This window comes from Pseudomonas sp. PsB (assembly GCF_043658375.1).
Lineage (GTDB): Bacteria > Pseudomonadota > Gammaproteobacteria > Pseudomonadales > Pseudomonadaceae > Aquipseudomonas > Aquipseudomonas putida_Z.
On record NZ_JBIGLU010000049.1, the window covers coordinates 10,845 to 30,888 of the forward strand.

19 protein-coding genes and 1 pseudogene are annotated in these 20,044 nt (G+C 63.6%); 16 read left to right on the top strand and 4 right to left on the bottom strand.

Annotated elements, in window-relative coordinates:
* Positions 1 to 175: 175 nt before the first annotated feature.
* The 7 genes and pseudogenes from ACGLHT_RS27795 to ACGLHT_RS27825 all read left to right on the top strand — a co-directional run bounded on the left by ACGLHT_RS27795 (position 176) and on the right by ACGLHT_RS27825 (position 8,463).
* Positions 176 to 628: a MarR family winged helix-turn-helix transcriptional regulator gene (locus ACGLHT_RS27795; RefSeq protein ID WP_137162739.1), complete on the top strand. Its 453-nt coding sequence runs from the start codon at positions 176 to 178 to the stop codon at positions 626 to 628.
* Positions 625 to 2,712: pseudogene (locus ACGLHT_RS27800) on the top strand (FUSC family protein). Before ACGLHT_RS27795 ends, ACGLHT_RS27800 begins: the two are co-directional and overlap by 4 nt.
* Positions 2,709 to 2,921, top strand: a complete 213-nt coding sequence (locus ACGLHT_RS27805; protein WP_003255905.1) for a DUF1656 domain-containing protein — start codon at positions 2,709 to 2,711, stop codon at positions 2,919 to 2,921. Before ACGLHT_RS27800 ends, ACGLHT_RS27805 begins: the two are co-directional and overlap by 4 nt.
* On the top strand, positions 2,918 to 3,793 hold the full coding sequence (locus ACGLHT_RS27810) for an HlyD family secretion protein (protein ID WP_010951565.1): 876 nt from the start codon (positions 2,918 to 2,920) through the stop codon (positions 3,791 to 3,793). Before ACGLHT_RS27805 ends, ACGLHT_RS27810 begins: the two co-directional genes overlap by 4 nt.
* Positions 3,790 to 5,256: an efflux transporter outer membrane subunit gene (locus ACGLHT_RS27815; RefSeq protein ID WP_274120025.1), complete on the top strand. Its 1,467-nt coding sequence runs from the start codon at positions 3,790 to 3,792 to the stop codon at positions 5,254 to 5,256. Before ACGLHT_RS27810 ends, ACGLHT_RS27815 begins: the two co-directional genes overlap by 4 nt.
* 184 nt (positions 5,257 to 5,440) lie before the next feature.
* Complete coding sequence (locus tag ACGLHT_RS27820) at positions 5,441 to 6,259, top strand: RHS repeat-associated core domain-containing protein (RefSeq protein ID WP_249352802.1); 819 nt, start codon at positions 5,441 to 5,443, stop codon at positions 6,257 to 6,259.
* Positions 6,260 to 6,519: 260 nt separating this feature from the next.
* Positions 6,520 to 8,463, top strand: a complete 1,944-nt coding sequence (locus ACGLHT_RS27825; RefSeq protein ID WP_274120026.1) for an FTR1 family protein — start codon at positions 6,520 to 6,522, stop codon at positions 8,461 to 8,463.
* A 154-nt stretch (positions 8,464 to 8,617) separates the two neighbouring features.
* Here ACGLHT_RS27825 and ACGLHT_RS27830 read toward each other — a convergent pair whose 3' ends face one another.
* A complete protein-coding gene (locus ACGLHT_RS27830; protein ID WP_075044277.1) occupies positions 8,618 to 8,863 on the bottom strand; it encodes a TIGR02647 family protein in 246 nt (81 codons plus the stop codon).
* 70 nt (positions 8,864 to 8,933) lie between these two features.
* Positions 8,934 to 9,236 carry a hypothetical protein gene (locus tag ACGLHT_RS27835; protein WP_085591763.1) on the bottom strand — a complete coding sequence of 101 codons (303 nt, stop codon included), beginning with the start codon at positions 9,234 to 9,236 and terminating at the stop codon, positions 8,934 to 8,936.
* Between the two features lie 147 nt (positions 9,237 to 9,383).
* Here ACGLHT_RS27835 and ACGLHT_RS27840 point away from each other — a divergent pair, with 147 nt between their 5' ends.
* Complete coding sequence (locus ACGLHT_RS27840; RefSeq protein WP_274079749.1) at positions 9,384 to 10,046, top strand: glutathione S-transferase; 663 nt, start codon at positions 9,384 to 9,386, stop codon at positions 10,044 to 10,046.
* 105 nt (positions 10,047 to 10,151) lie between these two features.
* Here the strand turns inward: ACGLHT_RS27840 and argH are convergent, their stop codons facing one another.
* On the bottom strand, positions 10,152 to 11,546 hold the full coding sequence (gene argH / locus ACGLHT_RS27845; protein ID WP_025337274.1) for an argininosuccinate lyase: 1,395 nt from the start codon (positions 11,544 to 11,546) through the stop codon (positions 10,152 to 10,154).
* A 296-nt stretch (positions 11,547 to 11,842) separates the two neighbouring features.
* Between argH and ACGLHT_RS27850 the strand changes: the two genes are divergently transcribed.
* From ACGLHT_RS27850 to rsd, 7 genes are all read left to right on the top strand, one after another.
* Entirely contained in the window at positions 11,843 to 12,586 is a 744-nt protein-coding gene (locus ACGLHT_RS27850) for a LytTR family DNA-binding domain-containing protein (protein WP_015268539.1), read from the top strand.
* A gap of 243 nt (positions 12,587 to 12,829) precedes the next feature.
* Positions 12,830 to 13,771 (top strand): hydroxymethylbilane synthase, encoded by a 942-nt coding sequence (gene hemC / locus ACGLHT_RS27855; RefSeq protein WP_137162746.1) that lies wholly within the window; start codon positions 12,830 to 12,832, stop codon positions 13,769 to 13,771.
* Positions 13,768 to 14,535: a uroporphyrinogen-III synthase gene (locus ACGLHT_RS27860; RefSeq protein WP_137162747.1), complete on the top strand. Its 768-nt coding sequence runs from the start codon at positions 13,768 to 13,770 to the stop codon at positions 14,533 to 14,535. Before hemC ends, ACGLHT_RS27860 begins: the two co-directional genes overlap by 4 nt.
* A gap of 45 nt (positions 14,536 to 14,580) precedes the next feature.
* Positions 14,581 to 15,681 (top strand): uroporphyrinogen-III C-methyltransferase, encoded by a 1,101-nt coding sequence (locus ACGLHT_RS27865; protein WP_025337277.1) that lies wholly within the window; start codon positions 14,581 to 14,583, stop codon positions 15,679 to 15,681.
* Positions 15,678 to 16,916 (top strand): heme biosynthesis protein HemY, encoded by a 1,239-nt coding sequence (locus ACGLHT_RS27870; protein WP_075044282.1) that lies wholly within the window; start codon positions 15,678 to 15,680, stop codon positions 16,914 to 16,916. Before ACGLHT_RS27865 ends, ACGLHT_RS27870 begins: the two co-directional genes overlap by 4 nt.
* Positions 16,917 to 17,137: 221 nt before the next feature.
* Entirely contained in the window at positions 17,138 to 17,644 is a 507-nt protein-coding gene (locus tag ACGLHT_RS27875) for a disulfide bond formation protein B (RefSeq protein WP_025337279.1), read from the top strand.
* Positions 17,645 to 17,874: 230 nt separating this feature from the next.
* Positions 17,875 to 18,345, top strand: coding sequence for a sigma D regulator (rsd, locus tag ACGLHT_RS27880; protein WP_137162748.1), 471 nt, complete (start codon positions 17,875 to 17,877; stop codon positions 18,343 to 18,345).
* A gap of 9 nt (positions 18,346 to 18,354) precedes the next feature.
* On the opposite strand, the gene ACGLHT_RS27885 is transcribed toward rsd, so the two are convergent.
* Positions 18,355 to 18,993, bottom strand: a complete 639-nt coding sequence (locus tag ACGLHT_RS27885; protein ID WP_075044285.1) for an FKBP-type peptidyl-prolyl cis-trans isomerase — start codon at positions 18,991 to 18,993, stop codon at positions 18,355 to 18,357.
* Positions 18,994 to 19,373: 380 nt separating this feature from the next.
* On the opposite strand from ACGLHT_RS27885, the gene ACGLHT_RS27890 reads away from it, so the two are divergent.
* Positions 19,374 to 20,044, top strand: a 671-nt coding sequence (locus ACGLHT_RS27890) for an AlgP family protein (protein ID WP_394520745.1), incomplete at its 3' end; no start/stop codon positions are given.

Below are 20,044 nucleotides of genomic sequence, written 5' to 3' on the forward strand. Positions count from 1 at the left end.
ATGGCTGAATCCTATGCAGCACCTGTGGGAGCGGGTTTACCCGCGAAGAGGCCGGCACAGGCAGGCCAGAAGCCCCAGCATGAACAACAATTCATCCATCCCCCCGGTTGACGACAGGGGGAGGCACAGGCGTATATTGATAGTTAGCAAACTATGAATATCCTTGGTTCCTGTCATGTCCCTTGATCTCCTGCGCCTGCAAGTCAGCAGTGGCATGGTGGTTGCCGCCCGCCATTGGCGGCGCATCTGCCATACCGCCCTGACCGGTTACGGCATATCCGAGGCCTGCGCCGCGCCGTTGCTGATGATCGTGCGCCTGGGTGACGGCGTGCATCAGGTGGCCGTGGCCCAGGCTGCCGGCCTGGAAAGCCCGTCGCTGGTGCGCCTGCTCGACCAGCTGTGCAAGGCTGGCCTGGTATGTCGCAGCGAAGACCCGCTGGACCGCCGCGCCAAGGCCCTGAGCCTGACCGCCGAAGGCCGCACCCTGGCCGAGTCCATCGAAGCCGAGCTGGTGCGCCTGCGCCGCGAGGTGCTGTATGGCATCGACCAGGCCGACCTGGAAGCCGCCTTGCGCGTGCTGCGTGCCTTCGAAGCCGCCGGCCTGGGCAACACAGGCGGGGCAGCATGAACGGTTTCTTCAGCTCGGTGCCCCCGGCCCGCGACTGGTTCTATGGCGTGCGTACCTTTGCCGCCTCCATGATCGCCCTGTACATCGCCCTGCTCATGCAGTTGCCGCGCCCCTATTGGGCCATGGCCACGGTGTACATCGTCTCCAGCCCGTTCCTTGGCCCCACCAGCTCCAAGGCCCTGTACCGTGCCGTGGGCACGCTGCTCGGTGCCGGCGGGGCGATTTTCCTGGTACCACCGCTGGTGCAGTCGCCGTTGCTGCTGAGCATCGCCATCGCCCTGTGGACCGGCACCTTGCTGTTCCTTTCGCTGAACCTGCGCACCGCCAACAACTACGTGCTGATGCTGGCCGGCTACACCTTGCCGATGATTGCCCTGGCGGTGGTCGACAACCCGCTTGCTGTGTTCGACGTGGCGTCTTCCCGCGCCCAGGAAATCTGCCTGGGGATCGTCTGCGCGGCCGTGGTCGGAGCGATCTTCTGGCCGCGCCGGCTGGCGCCAGTTGTAGTCGGTGCCACTGGTAGCTGGTTCACCGAAGCGATCCGCTACAGCGACACCTACCTGGCCCGCCAGGCCAGTGCAGACCAGGTTGGCGGCATGCGCGGGGCGATGGTTGCCACCTTCAACTCGCTGGAGCTGATGATCGGCCAGCTCGGCCATGAAGGCGCCGGTCCGCACACCCTGAAGAATGCCCGCGAGTTGCGCGGGCGCATGATCCACCTGCTGCCCGTGATCGATGCCCTCGACGACGCCCTGGTCGCCCTCGAAGGCCGCGCCCCGGCACAGTTCGCCCAGTTGCAACCGTTGCTCGATGCCGCCCGCGAATGGCTCAAGGGCACCGTCGACAGCGCTTCCGTCGCCCGCTGGACCGCTCTGCACGAACAGATCGAGCGCCTGCAGCCCGGCGCCGCTGCCCTCGACCAGCGCGCCGAACTGCTGCTGTCCAACGCCCTGTATCGCCTGACCGAATGGGCCGACCTGTGGCAGGACTGCTGCAGCCTGCAACATGCCCTGCGCAGCGACGATTCCAAACCCTGGCGCGCGGTGTACCGCCACTGGCGCCTGGGCCGCCTGACGGCGTTCTTCGACCGTGGCCTGATGCTGTATTCGGTGGCCTCAACCGTGCTGGCGATCGTTGTCGCCTGCGGCCTGTGGATTGGCCTGGGCTGGAACGACGGCGCCAGCGCAGTGATCCTCGCCGCCGTGTCGTGCAGCTTCTTCGCCGCCATGGACGACCCGGCGCCGCAGATCTACAGGTTCTTCTTCTGGACGCTGATGTCGGTCATCTTCTCCAGCCTGTACCTGTTCCTGGTGCTGCCCAACCTGCACGACTTCCCGATGCTGGTGCTGGCCTTCGCCGTGCCATTCATCTGCGTTGGCACCCTGACCGTGCAGCCGCGCTTCTACCTGGGTACCTTGCTGACCATCGTCAACACCTCGACCTTCATCAGCATCCAGGGCGCCTACGATGCTGACTTCTTCACCTTCCTCAATTCCAACCTGGCCGGCCCCGTGGGGCTGCTGTTCGCCTTCATCTGGACCTTGGTGATGCGCCCGTTCGGCGTGGAGCTGGCAGCCAAGCGCATGACCCGCTTCGCCTGGCGCGACATCGTCGAAATGACCGAGCCGGCCACCCTGGCCGAGCACCGCCAGGTCGGTGTGCAGATGCTCGACCGCCTGATGCAGCACCTGCCGCGCTTGTCGCAAACCGGGTAGGACAGCGGCGTGGCACTGCGCGACCTGCGCGTGGGGTTGAACCTGCTCGACCTGCTGGCCTATATGCCGCGTGCCGGGCAGCAGGCTCGTGAGCGCCTGAACACGGTAGTCGAGGAAGTCGGCGCGCACTATGCCGCCTGCCTGCGCGCCGGCGAGCGCCTGCACGCCCCGGCCGCGCTGCTGCGCAACATGGAGCGCGCGCGCCTGGCGCTGAACCTGGATGAGCTGTACGAGCGCGGCGATGCCCGTACCCACCTGCTGCACGCGCTGAGCGGCCTGCGCCTGGCGCTGCTGCCGGGCGTGGAGGTGATGCTCGAGCCAGCCGAACAACCGCAACTACCCCCTGGCCTCGACGGAGCGCCCCTGTGATTGGTGAACTGGATATCAGCGGGGTATTCCTGCCCACGCTGCTGGTGATGATGTTTGGCACCTACCTGCTGTTCCTCGGGGTGCACGCGGTGCTGGTGCGCCTGCATTTCTACCGTCTGGTCTGGCACCGGGCGTTGTTCAACGTTGCTCTGTATGCCGTGCTGCTTGGTGCGGTGGACCACTTTTGCCGAAACCTGATGCTGCCATGAAAAAACCTTTGCTGACCCTGGGCCGTGTGGTCCTGACCTTGCTGGTAGTGACCTTCGCCGCCGTGCTCGTGTGGCAGATGGTGGTGTACTACATGTTCGCCCCCTGGACCCGCGACGGCCACATCCGCGCCGACGTGATCCAGATCGCCCCGGACGTGTCCGGGCTGATCCAGAAGGTCGAGGTGCGTGACAACCAGACCGTCAAGCGCGGCGATGTGCTGTTCACCATCGACCAGGACCGCTTCACCCTGGCCCTGCGCCAGGCCAAGGCGACCCTGGGTGAGCGCCAGGAAACCCTGGCCCAGGCCTCCCGCGAAGCGCAGCGCAACCGCAAGCTGGGCAACCTGGTGGCCGCCGAGCAGCTGGAAGAAAGCCAGTCCCGCGAGGCCCGTGCCCGTTCCGCCGTCAGCGAAGCGCAGGTGGCCGTCGATACCGCCCAGCTCAACCTCGACCGATCGGTGGTGCGCAGCCCGGTGGACGGTTACCTGAACGACCGAGCACCGCGTAACCACGAATTCGTCACCGCCGGCCGCCCGGTGCTGTCGGTGGTCGACAGCGCCTCGTACCACGTCGATGGCTACTTCGAGGAAACCAAGCTTGGCGGTATCCACATCGGCGATGCCGTGGACATTCGCGTCATGGGCGACAACACCCGCCTGCGTGGCCATGTGCAAAGCTTTGCCGCCGGCATCGAAGACCGCGACCGCAGCAGTGGTGCCAACCTGTTGCCCAACGTCAACCCCGCATTCAGCTGGGTGCGCCTGGCCCAGCGTATTCCGGTGCGCATCGCCTTTGATGAAGTGCCGCAAGACTTCCGCATGATTGCCGGGCGAACCGCCACGGTGTCGATCATCGAGGGCCAGCGCCCATGAAACAGCTGATCCTGGCGGGACTGTGCCTGTCGTTGGGGGCCTGCATGATGGTCGGCCCCGACTATGAGGTGCCGAAGGACGCGGCGGTGCAACGCAGCGACCTCAATGGCCCGCTGCGCCAGGATACCGACAGCGTGGTATCGGCACCGGTGCCTGAGGACTGGTGGCAGCTGTATCAGGATCAACGGCTGAACGAGCTGGTGCGCCAGGCCCTGAGTGCCAACACCGACCTGCGCGTGGCTGCCGCCAACATTGCCAAGGCGCGTGCCCAGGTGGAAGTGGCTGAGTCGCAAGGTGGCTTCAACGGCGGCGTCAAACTTGGCGCCCAGCGCCTGCAGGAATCGGGCGAGGCCTTCCTGCTGCCAGAGAAAGTGCCGGTGGCCAACATCGGCGAAGCCATCATCAGTGCCTCGTACCAGTTCGACCTGTGGGGTACTTTCAAGCGTGGCACCGAGGCGGCCAAGGCCAATGCCGACGCAGTGCAGGCCGCCGCCGATACCGCCCGCATCACCCTGGTGGCGGATGTGGTCAAGGCCTACACCCAGGTGTGCTCGGCCAACGAGGAATACCACATTGCCCGCGAGTCGCTCGACCTGCAGGAGCAGAGCGTGAAGCTTAACCAGCGCCTGCGTGATGCCGGGCGTGGCGACGAAACCCAGGTCACCCGCTCGCAAACCCAGTTCAAATCCTTGCGCGCCGAGCTGCCACGCTTCAAGGCGGAGCGCGAGACTGGCATGTACACACTGGCCGCTTTGTTGGCCAAACCGGTCGATCAGCTGCCTGCCGGCACTGCCGATTGTGCCGAGCTGCCGCACCTGAACCAACTGGTCCCGGTGGGCGATGGCGCGGCGCTGCTCAAGCGCCGTCCCGACGTGCGCCAGGCCGAACGGCAGCTGGCCGCTGCCACTGCCTACATCGGCGTGGCCACCGGCGCCCTGTACCCGGACATCAGCATCGGCGCCCAGGTTGGCACCATTGGTATCCTCGAGAACCTTGGCGAGCCGGCGACCAACCGCTGGGGCTTCGGCCCGCAGATCAGCTGGACCATCCCTACCAACGGCACCCGCGCCCGCATTCGCATGGCCGAAGCCTCGACCCAGGCCGCCCTGGCGAATTTTGATGGGGTAGTGCTGAACGCCATTCGCGAGACCCAGACCCGCCTGGCGCAGTACAGCGCCCTGCTGGACCGGCGTGACGCGCTGGCCGAGGCGGAGAAGTCGGCCAAGGAAGCGGCGGACCAGACGCACCGGTATTACCAGGCTGGGCGTGAGTCGTTCCTGGCGGATTTGCAGGCGACGCGGACCTATACCGACATGCGCGCGCAGTTGGCGGCAGCCAATAGCGAGGTGGCGTTGGGGCAGATTGGGGTATTCCTGGCGTTAGGTGGTGGCTGGAAGACCACGGCTAGGCCCGGATTCCGAGACTCTGGAGAAACTTTCGCTATTGCGCGACCAAAACGATGACTTTGCATACGGAGCGCTCAGCAATAGTGCCGGTAGTCGATGATCCTATCAAAAGTGACAGTAGTTCAGTCGGGCATTATTCTATACGCTGAGGTAGACAGCTCGTTGGGTAAGGATAGTGGTCTTGTAATTATATTAAAGTAATTAATGGCATTTCCCATGAATGTTGAGGAGTATGGCAACTATGTCCGCTCGTCCAAACACATTTGCTTACCTTGCGTATGGTTACAGCTCGCCAAGGCTAGACCCACCTATTCTGTTTGGTTTTACTGGAGAACATCCGGATGTTCTTTCTGGGCTCTATCTGCTTGGAAACGGTTACCGGCCATACAGCTCGGTGTTGATGCGGTTCACCTGTCCGGATAGTTGGAGCCCATTTGGATTGGGTGGTTTGCATGCTTATGCCTATTGTGGTTGTGACCCCGTCAATCGGAAGGATCCCAGCGGACATACGTGGGCCGGTGTCAGCTTTCTTTTCAGGTCGTTGAAAGTGGGTAGGTCAAGCGGAACGCGGACGCCAAGAGGATCGGTTCAACTGGATCAAGCCGATAGCATGTCTCCGGTCGGCTCTCTCGGCGGCGCGTTGAACTATATAGGGCGTCACGGCTCAACTAATATCAACGCTACGGGCTTGCTGCAAGGGTTAAATGCTAAATATCAAAACTCCGCCGGAGGTCTTAGTTCCGGCAAGGGTTTCTATGTTGCGCTCACTGATTCTACAGCGAAAGATTTTGCTGACATGGCTGCGGACTATGCACGCCAAGCCGGACCTAGAGAAAACGTGCAGCCAGAGGTTTACTCGGTGTTCGCTTACAATTTCAACGCGAAGGTACCCGGTAAAGACTACCGTTTCGGCACGATGGGCGAGGGTGGGTTAGTGCCCAGGAAACTCGAAGAAATGGAATTGTTATTGTATGGACCAATGTATGAACAAGTGGTGATACGACGAGGGCAGCCAAATCAGCGGCAAATGCTACCAAGAGCATCGGAAGCGCCGTTCTGAGTGCGCCATGGGTGGGAAGTGCTTAACCTTGTGGTTCCAGAGCTAGAAGCCGCTGGCCTTAGTCCCTGTCTGAAAGCAAGGTTTTGCAAATAGCCTCTGAGAACCTGAGGCCGCTGTGCGGCCCATCGTCGGCAAGTCAACTCTCACAGGTGCTGCGCCATGCTCAGGCCCGGTTGTCATCCCGCTTCCTCTAAATTTGTACCAAGATTTTTCATGAAATCCGCCTGGCGCCCTTGAAGGAAGAAAAGTGGAAGTGAACAATGTTCTCTTTCGCATTTACTTCGAGACTGGCCATGAATACCCGTTCCCGTCTGCTTGCCTGGCTACCGGCTATATTGCTCGGCCCGGTGCTGGTGCTGTGCAGCACCCTGGTGCTGGCCGAAGCCCCCGCCGAGGCTACCAAGGCCCTGCACCTGCTGGACTACATTGGCGCCGACTACCCGCCGACCGTGCAAGACGGCAAGGTGATCGACGATGGTGAATACCGCGAGCAGCAAGAGTTCAGCGCGGTATTGGCCGAGCTGGTCAAGAGCTTGCCTGCAAACGCCGAGCAAGCTGCTCTGGAGCAGGGCATCCAGGCGTTGCGCCAAGCCATCGACCACCGCCAGGACGGCCCGGCAGTCGCCAAACAGGCCCGCCAACTGGGCGCGCGTCTGGCGGTGGCCTACGAGGTCAGCCAGGCTCCGGTAATTACTCCGGACCCGGCCCGCGGCGCTTCGCTGTATGCGCAAAACTGCTCGATCTGCCACGGCGACACTGGCGTCGGCGACGGCCCGGCCGGCGTGGGCCTGGAGCCTGCACCCGCCAACCTGCGCGATGTTTCGCGCCTCGACCAGTTGAGCCTGTTCGACCTCTACAACACCCTGGCCCTGGGCATCGATGGCACCGAGATGCCGTCCTTTGCCGACCAGCTGGATGACCGCCAGCGTTGGGATGTGGCTGCCTATATCGCCAGCTTCACCGCAAAGCCAGAAGCCGGCAAAGGCGACAAGGCCTGGAACATCGCCGACCTGGCCCGCCAGACCCCGGCCGAAGTCGCCACCAGCGAAGGTGCCACGGCCGTGGAGGCGTTCCGCGCCCAGCGCGCCCAGCCGCCGCAGGTCAAGCGTGGCCCTGCGCAATTGCTCGAATACACCGCGAGCACCTTGGACAAGAGCCTGGCGGCCTACCGCGCAGGTGATCACGACCAGGCCTATGACCTGTCAGTGGCGGCCTACCTGGAAGGCTTCGAGCTGGTGGAAAGCTCGCTGGACAACATCGACACCCAGGCGCGCAAGGACACCGAAAAATCGCTGATGGCCTACCGTCAGTCGCTGCAGGACGGCTTGCCCGTGGCCCAGGCCGAGCAACGCCTGAGCGAAGCCAGGGCCAAGCTGGAGCAGGCTTCCAAGCTGCTGGGCAGCGATGGCCTGAGCTGGTCGCTGAGCTTTGTATCCGGCTTGCTGATCCTGCTGCGCGAAGGCCTGGAGGCGATTCTGGTGCTGGCGGCGATCCTGGCCTTCCTGCGCAATACCGGCCAGCAGTCGGCGGTGCGCAGCGTCAACATCGGCTGGGGCCTGGCGTTGGTGGCTGGTTTCGCAACCTGGGCGCTTGCAGCCTACGTGATCGACGTCGGTGGCGCCCAGCGCGAACTGCTGGAAGGCTGCACGGCGCTTTTCGCCGCGGTGATGGTGCTGTGGCTTGGCGTGTGGATGCACGACCGCCGCCATGCCGCCGCCTGGCAGGACTACATCAAGAGCAGCCTGGTCAGTGGTGGTGGACGTTTCGGTTTTGCCGTGCTGGCGTTCTTCTCGGTTTACCGCGAACTATTCGAAGTGATCCTGTTCTACGAAACCCTGTGGCTGCAGGCCGGCCCAGCCGGGCACCAGGCGGTGCTGGCGGGTGGTGCCACGGCGCTGGTGCTGCTGGTGGGGTTGGCCTGGGTGATCCTGCGTGGCTCGGCCAAGCTGCCGCTGTCACTGTTCTTCAGCATCAACGCCGCACTGCTATGTGCCTTGTCGGTGGTGTTCGCCGGGCATGGCGTGAAGGCGTTGCAAGAGGCCGGGGTACTGGGCACGCGCCCAGTGGCGTTCTTCGAATTCGACTGGCTGGGGATTCACGCTGACGCCTACTCGCTTTCGGCGCAGGCGCTGGCCTTGCTGGCGATCGTGTTCCTGTACGGGCGCTCGCGCCTGGCGGAGAAGCGCAGGGTCACTGCTAACTGAAAGCCTCACGCGATCCCTTGTAGGAGCGGCCTTGTGTCGCGACAGGGCCGCAAAGCGGCCCCAGGATTTCAGTAACGCTGCACTAATTGCTGGGGCCGCTGTGCGGCCCTGTCGCGACACAAGGCCGCTCCTACACACAGACCGCGAAGGGAACTCAGGCCGGCTGTGGCGCCTTGAGAATGTTCTGCAGCAACTGGACACTTTCGACAGCGTCATGACCCAGGCTGGTCAGGTAGCCGCCATCAGGTTGATCGGTCAGCCCCTTTTCATGCAGGCGTTGTGCGGCGGCTACCAGGTCGGGGGAAGCGTTCTTGTGAATCTTGATGCCTTCCTGGCTGCTGTCGTGCTTGAACAGCGAAAGGACTTCCAGTTCAGCGATCAGATCGGGGGTAAAAGGCATGGCGACTCCTGACTTCCAGACAAGGATGACGGCACCGTTCTACGATGCCTGACCTTCGAGTGTAGCCGGGTTATTCGTCCTCGCCTTGATCCATCTCAGGCGGCAGTTCCGGCAGCGCGCGCAGGGCATTCTCGTACCACTCGCGGTCGAACTCGCGGTCTTCCACCAGCATGTTGTCAATTTCGAAGGCCAGTACATGGGCCATCAGGTTGAGAATGTCTTCGCGCTCGTAACCGACCAGGGTCAGTTTGTTGAACGTGGCTTTCGCCGCCGCCGGGTCGCCGCTTTCGATCTGGTTCTCGATGGCCTGGGTCAGCGTTGCCTCGGCGAAGGCTTCGTCGTCGTCATTGTCGATGTCGGTGGGCTCGCTCATGGCGGTACTCCTGTGATGGGATGCACAGTGTGCCACGCCTGTGGCGGCAATGCCCGGGCATTGACGGGGCGCATGACGCTGGTCAGGAGCGGGCGTAAGGTCTATAAAAGCCGGGCCAACCCCTTACGGCCTGGAGGCTGTTACCTCATGCTCAAGCTTCATGGATTCTCGGTCAGCAACTACTACAACATGGTCAAGCTGGCCCTGCTGGAAAAAGGCCTGCCCTTCGAGGAAGTCACCTTCTATGGCGGCCAGGCGCCACAGGCGCTGGAAGTGAGCCCGCGAGGCAAGGTGCCGGTGCTGCAGACCGAACACGGCTTCCTCAGCGAAACCAGTGTGATCCTCGACTATATCGAGCAGACCCAGGGCGGCAAGGCGCTGCTGCCGGCCGACCCGTTCGGGCAAGCCAAGGTGCGTGAGCTGCTCAAGGAAATCGAGCTGTACATCGAACTGCCGGCGCGTACCTGCTATGCCGAATCTTTCTTTGGTATGCAGGTCGAGCCGCTGATAAAGGAAAAAGCCCGTGCCGACCTGCTGGCCGGTTTTGCCACGCTCAAGCGCAACGGCCGCTTCGCACCCTATGTGGCGGGTGAGCAACTGACTCTGGCAGACCTGATGTTCTGCTTCTCGGTCGACCTGGCCTGCGCGGTGGGCAAGAAGGTGCTGAACATCGACTTCCTGGCGGACTTCCCGCAGGCCAAGGCGTTGCTGCAGCTGATGGGCGACAACCCGCACATGGCGCGGATTGTGGCGGAAAAGGAGGCGGCGATGCCGGCCTTCATGGAGATGATTCGCAGCGGCAAGCGCTGAGTCTGGTGTTGGACCCTTCGCGGGCATGCCCGCTCCCACAGGGAAACGATGTACCTGTGGGAGCTGGCGTGCCCGCGAACGAGGGCGAAGCCCTCGCAATGGGCCTTAACGCGAAGCCAGCAGCGCCTTGCCGCGGGCGACGGCCGCACGCACCTGCGCCGGTGCGGTACCACCAATGTGGTTACGGGCATTCACCGAGCCTTCCAGGGTCAGCACGGCAAACACGTCCTGCTCGATCTGGTCGCTGAACTGGCGCAGTTCGTCCAGGCTCATTTCGGCCAGGTCCTTGCCGGTGTCCACGCCATACTTCACCGCGTGACCCACGATCTCGTGGCAGTCACGGAACGGCAGGCCACGGCGTACCAGGTAGTCGGCCAGGTCGGTAGCGGTGGAGAAACCGCGCAGGGCCGCTTCACGCATGATGGCGTGCTTGGGCTTGATTGCCGGGATCATGTCGGCAAAGGCACGCAGCGAGTCGCGCAGGGTGTCGGCGGCGTCGAACAGCGGTTCCTTGTCTTCCTGGTTGTCCTTGTTGTAGGCCAGCGGCTGGCCTTTCATCAGGGTCAGCAGGCCGGTCAGGGCGCCGAACACACGGCCGCTCTTGCCACGTACCAGTTCCGGCACGTCCGGGTTCTTTTTCTGCGGCATGATGGAGCTGCCGGTGCAGAAGCGGTCTGGCAGGTCGATGAACTGGAACTGCGCGCTGGTCCACAGCACCAGCTCTTCGGAGAAGCGCGACAGGTGCATCATCGCCACGCTGGCGGCGGCGCAGAATTCGATGGCGAAGTCGCGGTCCGACACGCCGTCCAGCGAGTTGCCGGCCACGGCTTCGAAGCCCAGCAGCTTGCAGGTGAGTTCACGGTCGATCGGGTAGGTGGTGCCTGCCAGCGCGGCGCTGCCCAGGGGCATGCGGTTGGCACGCTTGCGGCAGTCGACCAGGCGCTCGTAGTCGCGGCTGAGCATTTCGAACCAGGCCAGCAGGTGGTGGCCGAAGGTGACCGGTTGGGCCGTCTGCAGGTGAGTGAAGCCGGGCATGATGGTCTCGGCTTCACGCTCGGCCTGCTCCAGCAGACCCTGCTGCAGGCGGGTGATTTCGGCCAGGATCAGGTCGATTTCGTCGCGCAGCCAAAGGCGAATGTCGGTGGCCACCTGGTCGTTGCGGCTACGGCCGGTGTGCAGCTTCTTGCCAGTGATGCCGATACGGTCGGTCAGGCGTGCCTCGATGTTCATGTGCACGTCTTCGAGGTCGACACGCCAGTCGAAGGTGCCAGCCTCGATCTCGCCCTGGATGGTCTTCAGGCCATCGATGATGGTGTCGCGCTCGGCATCGCTGAGCACGCCGACCTGCGCCAGCATGGTGGCATGGGCGATCGAACCCATGATGTCGTGGCGGTACAGGCGCTTGTCGAAATCGACCGAGGCGGTGAAACGGGCGACGAAGGCGTCGACGGGCTCACTGAAGCGGCCGCCCCAGGACTGATTGGTCTTGTCGGTGCTCATGGATTCACTCATTGCAGGCGTGAACGAAAAAGTGGCGCCGATGATAGCAGGGTTGGGCTGGCCGCCGCAGGGCGCTGGTCGAGAGAAATGCGCGGAAAACGATAGAGAAGGATTTGCAGGAATGAACGGCAGTGTTCCACGGACCGTCTACAGTTGGACAGAGGACTGGCAGTGAATCTGCCGGCCGAGTGAATCTTTGGCCTTCGCACCGGTCTAGAGCGTGACCTTAGTGTCGCTCGAACCATACCTGTCTACGCTATACCTGTGCGAGACTCATTCAGGAATCCAGCGCAATTATGAATGTCCTGATCGTTGATGACGAACCCCAAGGCCGTGAGCGCCTTAGCCGGCTGCTCGGCGAACTGGAGGGTTACACCGTGCTGGAGCCTAGCGCCACCAACGGCGAGGAGGCCTTGGCGCTGATCGAAAGCCTCAAGCCCGATGTGGTCCTGCTGGACATCGGCATGCCGGGCCTGGACGGCCTGCAGGTTGCTGCTCGCCTGTGCGAGCGCGAGGCGCCGCCGGCGGTGGTGTTTTGCACCGGGGACGATGAATACGGTGCCGAGGCTTTCAAGGACAGTACCCTCAGCCATGTGACCAAACCTTTCCAGGCCCAGGCCTTGCGCGATGCCTTGCGCAAGGCTGAAAAGCCCAACCGCGCCCAATTGGCGGCGCTCACCAGGCCGGCCAATGAAGGCGGTGGCCCGCGTAGCCACATCAGTGCCCGCACGCGCAAAGGCATCGAGCTGATCCCTTTGCCCCAGGTGATCTATTTCATTGCCGATCACAAGTACGTGACCTTGCGCCACGAGGCCGGGGAAGTACTGCTCGACGAGCCGCTCAAGGCCCTGGAAGACGAGTTTGGCGAACGCTTCGTGCGTATCCACCGCAATGCGCTGGTCGCCCGTGAGCGTATCGAACGCCTGCAGCGCACGCCGCTGGGGCATTTCCAGCTATACCTGAAAGGCCTGGACGGTGACGCCCTGACCGTCAGCCGGCGCCATGTGGCCGGTGTGCGCAAGATGATGCAAACCCTCTGAGCCCTTTGCGCAAGTCTGTGGATCTGCTCGGGCTTTGTGGGAGCGGCCTTGTGTCGCGAAAGGGCCGCAAAGCGGCCCCAGCAAATTATGCATCACTGCCGAAATCCTGGGGCCGCTGTGCGGCCCTTTCGCGACACAAGGCCGCTCCCACAGCAGACCACGCACGGCCTGTTGATCCGTATCTGCTAGCGATACCGGCGATGCTGTTATCATCGACAGCATTTCTCTGGATCGGGGCGTTCCATGTCCACTCGCGAAATCCGCATTGCCACCCGTAAAAGTGCCTTGGCCCTGTGGCAGGCCGAATACGTCAAAGCCCGCCTCGAGCAGGCCCACCCCGGTCTGCTGGTGACCCTGGTGCCCATGGTCAGCCGTGGCGACAAGCTGCTCGACGCGCCGCTGGCAAAGATCGGTGGCAAGGGCCTGTTCGTCAAGGAACTGGAAACCGCCCTGCTGGACAACGAAGCCGACATCGCCGTGCATTCGATGAAGGACGTGCCCATGGACTTCCCCGAAGGCCTGGGCCTGTATTGCATCTGCGAGCGGGAAGACCCGCGCGATGCCTTCGTTTCCAATACCTTTGACAGCCTCGATGAGCTGCCTGCCGGCAGCATCGTCGGTACCTCCAGCCTGCGTCGCCAGGCCCAGTTGCTGGCGCGTCGCCCGGACCTGCAAATCCGCTTCCTGCGCGGCAACGTCAACACCCGCCTGGCCAAGCTGGATGCCGGTGAGTACGACGCCATCATCCTCGCCGCCGCCGGCTTGATCCGCCTGGGCTTCGAAAACCGCATCACCTCCACCATCAGCGTCGATGACAGCCTGCCGGCTGGCGGCCAGGGCGCGGTGGGCATCGAATGCCGCAGCGCCGACCAGCAAATCCACGCGCTGCTGGCGCCGCTGCACCATGCCGATACCGCCGACCGAGTGGTGGCCGAACGCGCCCTGAACAAACGCCTGAATGGTGGCTGCCAGGTACCGATTGCCTGCTATGCGGTGCTGGAAGGTGACCAGCTGTGGCTGCGTGGCCTGGTCGGCCAGCCCAGCGGCGGTACCCTGCTGGTGGCCGATGCCCGCGCCCCACGTACTGCCGCCGAAACCCTGGGCGTGCAGGTGGCCGAGGACCTGCTGGGGCAGGGCGCCGAGGCCATCCTCAAGGAAGTCTACGGCGAGGCCGGCCACCCGTGAGTTCGTGGCGCCTGTTGCTGACCCGGCCTGCCGAGGACTGTGCGGCGCTGGCGCAAAGCCTGGCAGCGGCGGGGGTAGCCAGCAGCTGCCTGCCGCTGCTGGCAATCGAGCCCGTCGTTGTGGATAACCAGCAACGCCTGTTGCTGGAAGGCCTGCAGGGCTTCCAGGCGATCATCGTGGTCAGCAAGCCGGCTGCCCGCTTGTTGCTTGAGCAACTGGCCAAGGCCGGCCTGCAGCCACCCGTGCAAGGCTGGTTCACTGTGGGCGAGGCAACCGCCGCCGTGCTGCAGGGTGCGGGCCTGGCGGTGAGCTTCCCCCCACGTGGCGATGACAGCGAAGCGTTGCTGGCGCTGCCAGCCCTGCGCCAGGCAGTTGCCGTGCCGGCACCGCGGATCTTGATCGTTCGTGGCGTCGGAGGTCGCGAACTGCTGGCAGAGCGTCTTGCAGAGCAAGGTGCTAGTGTCGATTATCTGGAACTGTATCGTCGCTGCCTGCCGGCTTACCCGGCGGGCACCCTGATGCGCCGCATCGAAGCGGAACGCCTCAATGGCCTGGTGGTCAGCAGTGGGCAGGGTTTTGAACACTTGCAGCAGATGGCCGGCGCCGATTGGCCGCAGCTGGCGCGTCTGCCGCTGTTCGTGCCCAGCCCTCGGGTTGCCGAGCAGGCCAGGGCCGCCGGGGCCCAACAGGTTGTGGATTGCCGTGGCGCCAGTGCCACGGCCTTGCTGGCAGCCGTGCAGCGCAGCGCTGCACCTGCCTCTTAAGGCGCTAAGCTGAACGCGATGCGCCCCCATGCAAAGGATGGATACGTGAGCGAGACTGTCTTGTCCAATAACGATCAGCCGTCGGCACAGGCGCCGGCGGAACCCGTCACCGCCCCACCTGCCAAGCGCTCCGGCAGTGGCCTGGCAACGTTGGCCCTGCTGTTGGGCGCGGCCGGGGTGGCGGTAGGTGGCTGGGGTGTCTGGCAGGTGCGTCAACTGCAAGGCAGCGAATTCAACCAGGGCCAGCACATCGAGGCGCTGAACCAGCGCGCCGAAGCCCTGCAGCAGCGTGAACAGCAGATCAGCGCGCAGCTGGCCAGCCTGCCGGCGGCCAGCGAGCTGGAAGACCGCCGCCGCCTGGTGGCGCAGTTGCAAGGCGACCAGCAACGCCTCAGCCAGCGCCTGGAAACCGTACTGGGCGAAAGCCGCAAGGAATGGCGCCTGGCCGAGGCCGAGCACCTGCTGCGCCTGGCCACCCTGCGCCTGTCTGCGCTGCAGGACATCACCAGCGCCAAGGCTTTGGTCGAGGGGGCGGACGAGATCCTGCGCGAGCAGAGCGATCCGGGTGCCTTCGCCGCCCGTGAGCAACTGGCGCGCAGCCTGGCCACGCTCAACAGCACCCAGCAACCGGACCGTACCGGCCTGTTCCTGAAACTGGCCGCTCAGCGTGAGCTGGTGCAGCAACTCAGCGCCCAGTCGCCGGAGTTCGACACCAATGCCGATGCCTTGGGCGCGCTCACCGCCGATGGTGACGGCGCCAGTCGCCTGTCCCAGTGGTGGGCCGAGATCTCCAAGTACTTCCAGATCGACTTCAACGCCGATGACAACGTGCGTCCGCTGCTGGCCGGGCAGCAACTGAACCAGCTGCGCCTGGCCCTGAGCCTGACCATCGAGCAGGCCCAGTGGGCAGCGCTCAATGGCGACAGCAAGGTGTACACCCAGGCGCTGGACGACGCCCGCAGCGTGCTGCTGGCCAACTTCAACGCCGACAACCCGCAAAGCAAGGCCATGCTTGACAGCCTCAACGCCCTGGCCGAACAGCCGGTATCGGTGGTTACCCCCGACCTCAGCGAAAGCCTGGCCGCAGTGCAGGCCTATATACAGCGCCGGCACCTGCCGGCCGAGGCTGAAGGGGGCAAGCCATGAAGCGTGTCTACCTGCTGGCCGTGCTGGCGATCGTGGTCGCCGCGGCGCTGGGTATTGCGGTCGCCAAGCACAGCGGCTACGTGCTGATCTCCTATGGCAGCTTCCGCTACCAGTCGGGGCTGTGGGCGGCCCTGGCCGGCTTGCTGGCTGTAGTGCTGCTGCTGTGGCTGGTGCGCTACCTGGTCGGCCTGGTGCTGACTTCCAGCGGCGTGGTCAACCCGTGGTCGCGGCGTAATCGCAGCCGGCGCGTTCGTCTGGCCATCGAGCAGGGCCAGCTGGACCTCGCCGAGGGCCGTTGGGCCAGTGCCCAGCGCCATCTGCACCGTGCCGCCGAGGCCGAGCGCCAGCCGTTGCTGTACTACCTCGGTGCCGCGCGTGCCGCCAACGAGCAAGGCCGAACCGAAGACAGCGACAACCTGTTGGAACGTGCTCTGGAGCGCCAGCCGCAAGCGGAACTGGCTATCGCCCTGACCCATGCACAGTTGCAGATGGACCGTGGCGAAAGCGACGGCGCCTTGGAAACCCTGCTGGCCATGCAGGAGCGCCACCCGCACAACGGCCAGGTGCTGCGCCTGCTGCAGCGCCTGCACCTGGAGCGCGGCGACTGGTCGGCACTGATCCGCCTGCTGCCTGACCTGCGCAAGGGCAAGGTGCTGCCAGCCGCCGAGCTGGCAGCCCTGGAACAACGTGCCTGGGGCCAGAACCTGAGCCTGGCCACCACCCGTGGCGAGGACGCGCAAAGTGCCCGTCAGGCCTTGGAGCGCGCCTGGCAGCAACTGACCGCGGCCCAGCGCCAGGAGCCACAGCTGGTGCTGGCCTATGCCGAGCAATTGCGCCAGGTGGGTGCCCAGAGCGAAGCCGAACAAGTGCTGCGTACCGCCCTCAAGCGTGAATACGAAAGCCACCTGGCCCGCCTGTACGGCCTGGTGCGCGGCGATGACCCGGCGCGCCAGCTGCAAACAGCCGAAGGTTGGCTCAAGGCCCACCCGCAAGATGCCAGCCTGCTGCTTACCCTGGGCCGTCTGAGCCTGCAGAACCGCCTGTGGGGCAAGGCGCGCGACTACCTGGAAAGCAGCCTGCGCATGGAGCGCAACCCCGAGGCCTGTGCCGAGCTGGCGCGCCTGCTCGCCGGCCTTGGCGAGACCGAGCGCAGCAACCAGCTGTTCCAGGAGGGCCTCGGCCTGCTGGACGAGCGCCTGCTAGCCCTGCCTTTGCCCGAAGGCGTACGCGCCTGACCTACCCCAGGGCCCGCGCAAAGGCGCGGGCCTTGGGGGCGGGTAACCTTTCTCTCGATGTAAGTTAGATCTGCAATCCATTTCTTCAGACGTTTCCTACTGCATAGTTGGAAATTTCCTTCGCGATTCAGCGACTTGTCGTTGCTGTCGCGCCTTGAAACAAAGCGCGTCTTTCCTCTACCGTTTCAGGCCACTTCATTATCCCGGGACCTTCACCGCCCATGTTGCCGGCCCGTTTGCGCACCTTTTTCCTACCTGCCTGCCTTGCTGCACTGGCGGTACTGGCCGCGTCCTTCCACCTGGAAAGCGTCCTCGGGCTGGTGCCCTGCCCATTGTGTTTCAGCCAGCGGCTGCTGCTTGGCCTGTACGCGCTGCTGTGCCTGGCGGCGGTGCTGCAGGCACCAAGTACGGCGGGCATTCGCTGTTACGCGCGGGCGACGCTGGGCTGTTCGCTGGCCGGGGCGTTGCTGGCAGCGCGACATGTCTGGTTGCAAGGGGATGACGGGGCCATCCCGGTCTGCCCGGTGCCGCTCGGGCGGCTGTTCGAGCAATCCTGGGGCGAGGCGGCCCGGCAATTGTTGTTCGGCGGCCCGGATTGCAACTCGCTGGCCTGGAGCTTTCTCGACCTGACCCTGCCCGAGTGGAGCCTGCTGGCCTTCCTGCTGCTGGCGGTGCTGCCCTTGAGTTGCCTGCTGGCGTATCGTTTCCGCACCCTGGCGAGAACATGACCTGGCGCAAGGTTGCGCCATTGGCACGACCAATGGCCATGTAACAGGGTATTAAACACTTGTATGAACTTTGTCCGCTGCGTACCTTGAAGGGCAGCACGCGCGGGAATAATCTCCCAGCACGCATACCGAAAACACAACTGCTCGATGCCGCCTGCTGATGTCACCTTTGTGCTGCACGGTCGTGGTGCGAGGTGCAGCGGCATCTACCCAGAAGGGAAGAGATCGCCATGCTCGATAGTTGTCAGAACGCTCAGGAACGCTGGGGTGGGGTTCACAAACTGATCGACCGCTGGCTGGAGGAGCGCCAGGAACTGGTGCAGGCTTTCCGCGCGCTGCGCGATGCCAAGCCGGCCTTCGCCGACAAGGACACGAACGGGGACTTTTGCGCGCTCCTTGTCGACTACGTTTCGGCGTGGCATTTCGAGGTCTGCGAGCAGCTGGTCAGTGAGGCCAAGGCCTTCGGCGACGAGAAGGCGCTGATGCTGGCCGAAGAGATCAACCCACGGATCAACGACATTACTCAGATCGCACTGGCCTTCAATGACCATTGCGCCAAGGGTGAATGCAAGGACACCGAACGCTTTGCCGAAAAGCTGGGCAAGCTGGGTGGCCTGCTGCACGAGCGCTTCGAACTGGAAGACTGCCTGATCGAAGTGTTGCACAACGCGCACAAGGAAGAAGGCGCGGTCCAGGCCTGAGAGTTGGCGTCAGTCGCCAACCGCCAGCAGTTCGATCTCGAACACCAGGGGTGTATAGGGTTCGATCAGGTCGCCCGCGCCCTCGGCGCCATAAGCTTGCGCTGAGGGAATCACCAGGCGCCATTTGGCGCCGGTGTGCATCTTTGGCAAGGCCACCTGCCACCCTTCGATTACCGAGTCCAGGCTGAACCACTGGGGCGTCTGGTTCTGGTCGAACACCGAGCCGTCTGGCAGCCTGCCCACGTAGCGCACTTGCACTTTGCCACCGGCTTTGGGCTGCGCACCCGTACCTGCTTGCAGTTCGCTGTAGAGCACGCCCTCCGGTAGTTCGTGCACGCCATAACGACCACGCTCGTTGGCCATGAAACGTGTTTCGGCAGCTTGAAGTTTCTGCATGGCGGCATCGCCTTCCTGGGCTTCCTGCTGCTGGAGCAAGGCCTGCATGCGTGCCTTGTCGAGTTTCAGCGGTTGCCCCTGGTAGGACTGGCGCAGGCCTTCTACCAGCGCATCCAGTTGCAGGCCCGGCATATCCTGGCGCAGCCGCTCACCCAGGCTGGCGCCGATGCTGTAGGCGAGGTCATGTTCTTCGCTGTCAGCCAAGGCGATGGGTGCCAGCAGGCATAAACCTAAAACAAGATATCGAGGCATGGTGAGTTCCTGCGCCAATGAGCGGGGAAGTATGCCAGTGTTCGTTATTTGTATTTGCCTTTTTACGCCCGCTGTAGGAGCGGCCTTGTGTCGCGAAAGGACAGCGGAGCAGCCCCGGCGATATTTGCCCTGGCGCTGAAACCGGGGGCCGCTCCGCGCCCCATCGCGACACAAGGCCGCTCCTACAGGGGGCTGTGCAGTACAGATAATTGCCAAATATCAGCAATGATTTATTCAGCAACTACACTTGCTCGGAGCTGCAAGATAACAACTTTGCCCAGGCATGCAACGCGGCGTAAATAATACTGTCAACATGCCCTAGCGGCGGTAGCAGCAGAAGCATAGTATGAGCCGCAATCTCGTCAGCCAGGAGGTAAACCATGTCGGCTAAAAAGAAGCCAGTAAGCACGCCGTTACACCTGCTCCAGCAACTTTCGGGCAGCTTGCTCGAACACTTGGAAGATGCCTGCTCGCAAGCGCTGGCTGATGCGGAAAAACTGCTGGCCAAGTTGGAAAAGCAGCGTGGCAAGGCCCAGGAAAAACTGCACAACGGTCGCCTGAAACTGCAAGACGCGGCCAAGGCAGGTAAAGCCAAGGCGCAGACCAAGGCGCAAAAAGCCATTGGAGAACTTGAAGAACTGCTCGACTCCCTCAAGGAGCGTCAAACCCAGACCCGTTCTTATATTCAGCAACTCAAGCGCGATGCCCAGGACAGCCTCAAGCTGGCCCAAGGTGTAGGCAAGGTTCGCGAAGCTGCAGCCAAGGCGCTTGACCAGCGTGCTGCCAAGACCTCCAAACCGGCAGCCGCCAAACCCGTCACCAAGGCTGCTGCGGCCAAACCTGCAGCCAAGCCGGCCGCCAAGGCCACTGCTGCTGCCAAACCTGCGGCTAAGCCAGCCGCCAAGGCCACTGCTGCTGCCAAACCTGCGGCCAAGCCAGCCGCCAAGGCCACTGCTGCTGCCAAACCTGCGGCCAAGCCAGCCGCCAAGGCCACTGCTGCTGCCAAACCTGCGGCCAAGCCAGCCGCCAAGGCCACTGCTGCTGCCAAACC